Source organism: Paenibacillus elgii NBRC 100335, from assembly GCF_004000865.1.
GTDB lineage: Bacteria > Bacillota > Bacilli > Paenibacillales > NBRC-103111 > Paenibacillus_G > Paenibacillus_G elgii.
The window spans coordinates 1-7,467 of record NZ_BIMB01000101.1; the positions used below are offsets into that span (position 1 = coordinate 1).

The 7,467-nt window shown below is 45.2% G+C and carries 6 protein-coding genes and 1 pseudogene; 6 read left to right on the plus strand and 1 reads right to left on the minus strand.

Features of this window, described 5'->3' with window-relative positions; all coding sequences use genetic code 11:
• The 3 genes and pseudogenes from PEL01S_RS33750 to PEL01S_RS33760 form a co-directional block, all read left to right on the plus strand.
• The coding region (locus PEL01S_RS33750; protein ID WP_164824373.1) for a DUF6531 domain-containing protein at nt 1–3,655 on the plus strand (3,655 nt) is incomplete at its 5' end.
• 270 nt (nt 3,656–3,925) lie between these two features.
• Nucleotides 3,926–4,063, plus strand: a pseudogene (locus PEL01S_RS33755) (IS110 family transposase); the annotation flags it as partial.
• 333 nt (nt 4,064–4,396) lie between these two features.
• The gene (locus PEL01S_RS33760) at nt 4,397–5,230 is read left to right on the plus strand and encodes a hypothetical protein (protein WP_127463295.1); all 834 of its coding nucleotides are present in this window, start codon (nt 4,397–4,399) and stop codon (nt 5,228–5,230) included.
• Nucleotides 5,231–5,401: 171 nt separating this feature from the next.
• On the opposite strand, the gene PEL01S_RS33765 is transcribed toward PEL01S_RS33760, so the two are convergent.
• A protein-coding gene (locus tag PEL01S_RS33765) for an IS5 family transposase (protein ID WP_127463297.1) occupies nt 5,402–6,165 on the minus strand; the annotation gives its coding sequence in 2 pieces (ribosomal slippage) (nt 5,402–5,823 and nt 5,823–6,165; 765 coding nt in all).
• 37 nt (nt 6,166–6,202) lie between these two features.
• Here PEL01S_RS33765 and PEL01S_RS35805 point away from each other — a divergent pair.
• The 3 genes from PEL01S_RS35805 to PEL01S_RS33775 are packed head-to-tail and all read left to right on the plus strand — an operon-like array spanning nt 6,203 to nt 7,142.
• Nucleotides 6,203–6,589 (plus strand): hypothetical protein, encoded by a 387-nt coding sequence (locus PEL01S_RS35805; RefSeq protein ID WP_204343494.1) that lies wholly within the window; start codon nt 6,203–6,205, stop codon nt 6,587–6,589.
• Complete coding sequence (locus tag PEL01S_RS34755; protein ID WP_163767774.1) at nt 6,571–6,735, plus strand: hypothetical protein; 165 nt, start codon at nt 6,571–6,573, stop codon at nt 6,733–6,735. Before PEL01S_RS35805 ends, PEL01S_RS34755 begins: the two co-directional genes overlap by 19 nt.
• Nucleotides 6,732–7,142 (plus strand): hypothetical protein, encoded by a 411-nt coding sequence (locus PEL01S_RS33775; RefSeq protein WP_127463300.1) that lies wholly within the window; start codon nt 6,732–6,734, stop codon nt 7,140–7,142. The genes PEL01S_RS34755 and PEL01S_RS33775 overlap by 4 nt, the downstream gene beginning before the upstream one ends.
• Nucleotides 7,143–7,467 lie beyond the last annotated feature (325 nt).

Genomic DNA, 7,467 nt, shown 5'->3' on the forward strand with positions numbered 1-7,467 from the left:
CAAGGCGTTGCTCCAGAAAGCGTTGGAGAAATCCGGGGCGAAGAAGGCGCTTACGAAGTTTAACCATAAAGTGTTGAAGAAATTCGAGTGCACCAAAGGTCTTGGCGACCGTTTCTGTAAATGGGGCTTTGAGCCAGTCGATCTGATCACGGGACGGATGATGAGCGAAGCGACCGACTTCGAATTTCCGGGTCCGCTACCGATCCAATGGGATCGGCGCTGGATCAGTGACAGCGGCCATCGGGGCTTGCTCGGTCATGGCGTGCATCACAGCCTGGATATGAGGCTGGAGGTGCTGGATGACTGCATTGGTGTACTGCTCGCAGACGGACGGGCGGTTTCGTTTGAGCGCTTATACCGTGGACTTATGGAAACGCGAAACCCGAAAGAACGGATGATTTTGCGCCGGGAAGGGATGGGGTACGTACTTTTCGAGGAAGACAGCCGTCTGGCGTACCATTTCGGAAAGCAGACAGGGATGGAAACGAGATTCCGGCTGGAACGGATTGGGCAGGAATGGGGACATTCCATCGTTCTTACGTACGATGACCGCGGGTATTTGAAACAGGTGACGGATAGTGTGGGCCGGAGGCTGGATATCCAGACGGACGAAGCTGGACGGATCACGAAAGTGACCCATGTGTACCGCGGAGAGCAGCGTGAGGTGCTGGTACAGTATCGCTACAACGAGGCGGGGGATCTCATCGAGGTGACGGATGCGTTGGGACAGACGACCCGCATGTCTTTTGAAGGTCACCTGATGCTCAAGAAGACGGACCGCAACGGGTACAGCTTCCACTGGCGTTATGACGGCCCGACCACGGGAGCGCGCTGTGTTCATACGTACGGGGACGACGGGCTGCTGGAAGGGCGCATTGTGTACAACGACGGCTGGAACGAAGTGAGCAACAGCCAGGGGCATACGACGACGTACGAATACACCCCGGAGTATTATTGCACCCGGATCGTCAACCCGCTAGGCGGCGTTGTGCAGTATGAATACAACGAGCTGGGCGAGCTGCTGAGCGAAACGGACGAGGAAGGCCGTGTTTCCCGGTATGCGTACGACGAGTTCGGGCGGGTCGTTGAGGAAGTGCAACCGGATGGGGGCGTATGGAAGTATACGTACCGTGAAGACGGAAGACTGGAGCAGGTGATGGACCCGGAAGGCGGCATCCGGGGATGGCAGTATGATGAATTGGGCCGAGTGAAGGGAGTTGTCGGGCCTGATCAGACAATGACGCGTTTTGCCTACGATGAGCGGCATCGGATCAGCGAAGTGCACGATCCGAAAGGCGCGGTAACAAAGCTTGTTTATGACGATCAGGATAACCTGATCGAGGTCACGCTGCCTGACGGGACGAGTGGAAAGTGGGCGTATAACCACCGGGGAGAATGTCTGCAGGAAACGAATCCGTTTGGAGCGAAGCAAGTGCTGGTCTACGATGCGCTGGGCCGAGTCGTGCGCTCCGAGCTGCCGGATGGTAATGTAATTAAGCTGAAGTATGACGCCTACGACGAAGTGATTCTCGCGGAAGATAACCAGCACCGTGTAGCGTTCGGGTATACCCCGCTTGGTAAGCTGATCTGGCGGGAAGAAAAGGGCAAACGTGTCCAGTTGAGTTATAACAAGGAAGAAGAACTGACCGAGGTCATCAATGAGCGAGGCGAGCGGTATGTGCTGGAGCGTGATGCGAACGGAAGTATCGTTCGCGAGACGGGCTTTGACGGGATCGTGCGGCAATACGTGCGAAGCCCCGCAGGTCTGCTTCGGAAGGTAGAGCGGCCAGGCGGACGATGGACGGCTTATAGCCATGACGTCATGGGACGCGTAACGCAGGTGGAATACAGCGACGGTCTGGTGGAGACGTTTAGGTACAACCGTGTCGGGGATATACTGGAGACAGCCAATCCTTTTGCAACGGTAAAACTAGATTATGACCGGGCTGGTCGTGTCATTAAGGAATGGCGGGATGCGTACTGGGTAGCGAGCCAATACGATGAAATGGGCAACCGGACGGAAGTAAGCAGCAGCCTTGGCGCACATGTGACGATGGAGCGCGATATCTTGGGGCAAGTTAGCCAGATGCAGGCGCAGCAGCAGCGCGGAGGCGACTCAGCCCAGAACGTTAGCACGCCATGGATGGCGCAGATGAAGTATGATGCGCTTGGGCAAGAGATCGAGAGACTGTTGCCGGGCGGCGTGATCAGCAGTTGGCAGTACGATGTCGCAGGACGGCCTGAACGGCACAGTGTAAAAGCAGGCGGACGGGAAACGCGCAGACGAAAGTATTCGTGGGATGTGAATAACCGTCTAAAATCCGTGCTCAACGAGCTGACTGGCAAGAAAACGCAGTATGGATACGACGATTTTGGAACCTTGATCGGGGCCACGAACGACTTCGGCAAAATCTTCCGCATGGCCGACAATGTCGGGAATTTGTACAGCGACGGACATAAGACGGACCGGACGTACGGAGCCGGCGGGCGGCTGCTGGAGTTCAATGGAACGAAGTACAGCTACGACGAAGAAGGAAATCTCACTGGAAAGATAGAATCGGACGGCACGCATTGGCGTTATGAGTATTATGGCAACAATATGATGAGCAAAGTTGTGCGTCCGGATGGGCAGGAGGTTACGTTTACGTATGATAGCCTTGGTCGCAGGATTGAGAAGCATTTTAACGGTGTGGTACACTGTTATGTATGGGATGGAAATACCATCCTGCATGAGTGGAAAGCGGAGAAAATCCAAGCTGAAAACGGTGCAGAATGGGGCGGCGAACAGCTGAAGGAGAAGCAGCGGCCGGGACAAGCGCTGAATCCTGACGGCTTGATCACATGGATCTTTGAAGACGGAACGTTTCATCCGACCGCGAAGATTACACCAGAGGGCTCGTACAGTATCATAACAGACCATTTGGGTACGCCTGTTGAGATGTACGACGATACAGGGGAAAAGGTATGGTCGTGTGAGCTGGACATTTACGGGAAGGTTCGGCGGCAAGATCTTTTAGGTGAGCGCAGCGCATGCCCGTTCCGGTATCCGGGGCAATACGAGGACGAGGAGACAGGACTGTACTACAACCGTTTCCGATATTACTCGCCGCATGAAGGGATGTACACGCAGCAGGACCCGATTGGTTTAGCTGGTGGAATACAATTATATGGTTATGTGCATGATCCGAATACTTGGGTTGATGTTTTTGGGCTTAAACGTAAAGGCAAGCAGAATTGTAATCCGATGGATGGGACAAGTAATGCTGAAGCAGAATCTATTCCACCAGAAAAATTATTAGGAATTGAGCATGCGAATATTCCGAATCCAAGGGGGGATCTTTACAAAAAGATTTCAATAAGAAGTGGCGTTTCGGGAAAACCCAAAGCCCGTAATTTAGATAAACATGAAATAGATCTGGCTCATCAAATTCTTGATGATATAGCAGCTCAATCAAGAGGGGATGCTGGGGCTAGAGCCCGTTTGCAGGCACTTAATGACCATATTCTAACGAATAGAAGTAGCGCTGGTGGACAGAACTATGAGAGATGGAATTCTGTCTATATACGTGACCGTAACGGAAATAACGGGGTAATGCGTATTATTTATAAGTATGTTTCCAAAGGGATTGATTGGAATGTAGTACAATGGCACTAAAGATTTACTTTTAAATATACACGATCGTCCTGTAAGAAAAAGAAAGATACCTTTCCTAATAACATTTAAGATATAGCAGGGAACGTGCTCTGAATGGATGATGATAAGCAAGCTTGCGTGTAAAAGAACATGAAGAAAAGTGGAAAATTAATTATTAAGGAGCCATTCCTGTAATGAAGTAATTTGAGCTTTGAAAGAAAAAAGCACCTCTTGTACACTGGGGGAACGTTCCGGCAAGAACAAAACCCACATACGAAAGAGGTACTCAACATGAAGTATAAACTTAAGCAGAAACAGAATCAACGCATTACACAAATTACCGATTCAACGCTGGTTGTAGGTGCAGAGATTGCGAAGAAGATTCACGTGGCTCGAGCAGTAGATTTTCGCGGTATTGAACTTGGAAAAGACTGTACCTTATATAAGGGCAACGACCCCATAAAGGAGCAAGAATTGGCATCCACCCTTTGAGAGGTAGAACGAAGGAATGTGAGGGCATAGACCCAGCGTGACATGGGAGGGGTAAACCCTGAGGGTGAGATTTGGATATCCAACTGTGCGATTATACCAAACAGTTTTGGAATCTGACATCCTAAGCTCTGTTCCTGCCTACGCTCTGATTCCATTCAGTTGCATGGGCTACATACTCCACTACTACCGCTCAGGCTGTCAAAGTCGAAATATTGAGATTACGTGAGAAAACGGGAGATAACATTACTTTTTAGTGGGAGGGAGTGTTCTATGGACAAAAAGGCTCAGTATATGAATAATATATTTAGATATTTAACACAAAAAAACGATACGGAAGAATATCAGACTTTTATTGCTCTGTTAGGAATGTTAAGGTTTAATTCTAATTTATCAGACTATTATGGAGAGGAATTTGTCGAATTACTTTGTGAACTATTGCCACGTATTGAAGATAAGTATGATAAAGCTACACTAATAGAAACTATTGTTGAGTGTTGTTTTATTGACTACAAATTTGATGAGAAATATTGGAAGGGAATTTTTGAACAATATATTTTGTGTGTACGTGAAAATGCTACTAGCGTGGAACACATTTCAAAATGCTTAGCAGGTTTTATTCGTGCAGGAATCAGTAAAAATGAGGTGTTTACAAAGTTAGCGGAAAATTTAGAGAGAGAATATGCAATCTGGATACTTTCTCGAATGGATATGAATGATTTGGAAAATGTTTCAGAAGAACTATTGGGATTGTTGATCGAAGCACGAGAAGCGTACAACATAAGATGGCGGTCTGGAATAATAGCTGAATTTTTATTGTTAGTGCATCCGCTCTGCAGGAAATATGCAGGAATAAGTCAAATCACTTTTATGTATGACTCCTACAAAGGAGTATATGAGGATTGCTGGCCTAGAGGTTTACTTAATATAAAGAATACTCTCGTTACATTAAAAGTATTAACATTAAAAGAAGTGAGCATTTTAGAAAAGTTGGATGAGGTTTTAGAGAAAGGGGCAGATCTAGATTCAATGATGGTAAAAAGTTTATATGATGAATTTTTTGATGGTAAAGATCCGCTTGATGTCATTTTTACTTTGCCTGAATAAGACAAATGTAAGATATATTGAGCCGCGATAATTCATTGCATTAGACAGGTCGATTATGGTCGGATATAACCTTAATTGACCTGTTTTTTTCTATGTCATTGTATGTCATTGGGTTAAAAATAAATTAATAAATTTCTCCTAAGCACGTTATGTTAGGGTCTGTCTTCAAACTTAAGCCATCCAAATCATAATCGAAACCAATGTCAAAAAAGCCTTAAAAGTACAAGCTAATTTCTCAAACCTTGTGGCAATACGGCGATAATGTTTAATTTTGTTAAAAAAGCATTCCACTCCGTGGCGTTCTTTATAGAGCCACCGGTCACAATGACGCTGAAAACGGCGAGATTTTTTACTGGGGATTACCGGATTAGCGTGTTGATCTTGAAGAAGATTCAAGATGGCGTTGGTGTCATAGCCCCGATCTGCCAAAACGTTTGTTCCTGCAAGTTCCATTGACATCAGCATCTCGTAGCCTGTAACACAATCATGACTTTGCCCGCCCGTAAGTTCAAAACGCAAAGGGTTACCCAGCGCATCAACAATAGCGTGAATTTTGGTCGTTAGTCCCCCTCGGGAACGTCCAATCGCCTGGAATTACTACCCCCTTTTGCTCCGGCTCCATGTTGATGAACGCGGACAACGGTCGCATCGATCATCACATTTTCGAAGTCGGGTTCAATTGAAACATGTTCAAGAATTTGATCCCACACACCCGCCATTTGCCAGCGGCGAAACCGAGTGTATACGCTTTTCCAGGAACCATAATACTCCGGCAGATCACGCCAAGGCGCGCCGGTTCTAGCGATCCAAAGCATCGCGTTCAACATCGTCCGATTGTCTTTAGCTGGCCGGCCGCCTTGCTTTTTTCGCTCCGCAGGCAGCACACCCTTAATGATTTCCCATTGTTCGTCGTGTATTTCATATCGTCTTCTCATATCCTGATTCTACCACTATTTCTGCTTGTTTTATAGTTTGAAGACAGGCCCTATATACGACAGTAATTTTCCGGGCAGACCCGATCCTAAATTCTCAATAGATACACTTACTTTTACAAGTGGAGAGACCACAAGCAAAGGTGGAATACGAAATACAAAAGAATTTTGGGAACAGTGGGCCAAAATGAGACCGGAAACACTAAGTCCTTCCAATAAGTATCTGATTGAGAACTACTCTAGGTTAAAAGTATCACCAAGAATTGATGATGTATGGATTAAACATTTTCCAGAGCATAATGGCTACTTAAAAGATATTTTAATTCATCACCATGTTGATTGGGGAAGATATGCAATACCTGTACCACGTGAAACACATGTGGGTTCAGGAGGAGTATGGCATTATAAATGGGGTTGTTTGCCGTGACTACAGGGTTAATTTCGTTAGAGGATATGGTAATGATGTTGGAAATTGATTTTAAGCCTTTGGAACATATTGTTACAGGGCTAATCTTAAAAAAGAAAAAAACATCACATGAAGATATCAGAAAGCAGAGCAGATACTTGGGGTGAAATTTCATCCCGATTTTGAAAAATTGATTTCTGATTATGATTTTGGAGATTTTAGCATATCAGGAGTGCATTTTGGAAATGGAAATAATTATCTTGAAAAGTTAAGGGATCTTCAAACACATTTATCTCAAGAAAATCTTTTAACTTTTACAGATCAATACATTTGTATAGCGACAGGAGACTATTATTCCATTCTTACCAATACAAATACTGGGCATATTTTTGCTTTTGCGAATAATATTCCTTTTGATAAAAAAATTTGTGTATCTCAATCCTTTTCCCTTTTTATACGAAGTCTAGGTACTGCCTACTTATTTAGAAAGGAAGGCAGAGGAATTGACTTCTTAGATATTGCAGAGCAAAATTTTGGGATGAATAGTCTTAATTTCTGGCGAGAGACTGTATGATACCATGAAATTTATATGCATTATGAACCCTGATGAAAATGGAGAATTTCCTATTCTATGTACACGCATCAAGATGGGTAGAATAAGATACGGAGGGAAAAAGCTTTCGGACTTTATTTGTTCGTACATTGATGACGTTAGTATTAAGAAAAGCATGGAAGATGGTCAAAATAAGTTACCACTAGTATTTGAGTCTTAGTTTTTTCAAATAAAATAAATAAATAATTATAATTACAAACAGGTCTACTTTGTGTGAAATCACACAGAGATAGGCCTTTTTCCTTGATTACTCATACATTGATGTGCTGTCTGAAGTGATCCACGT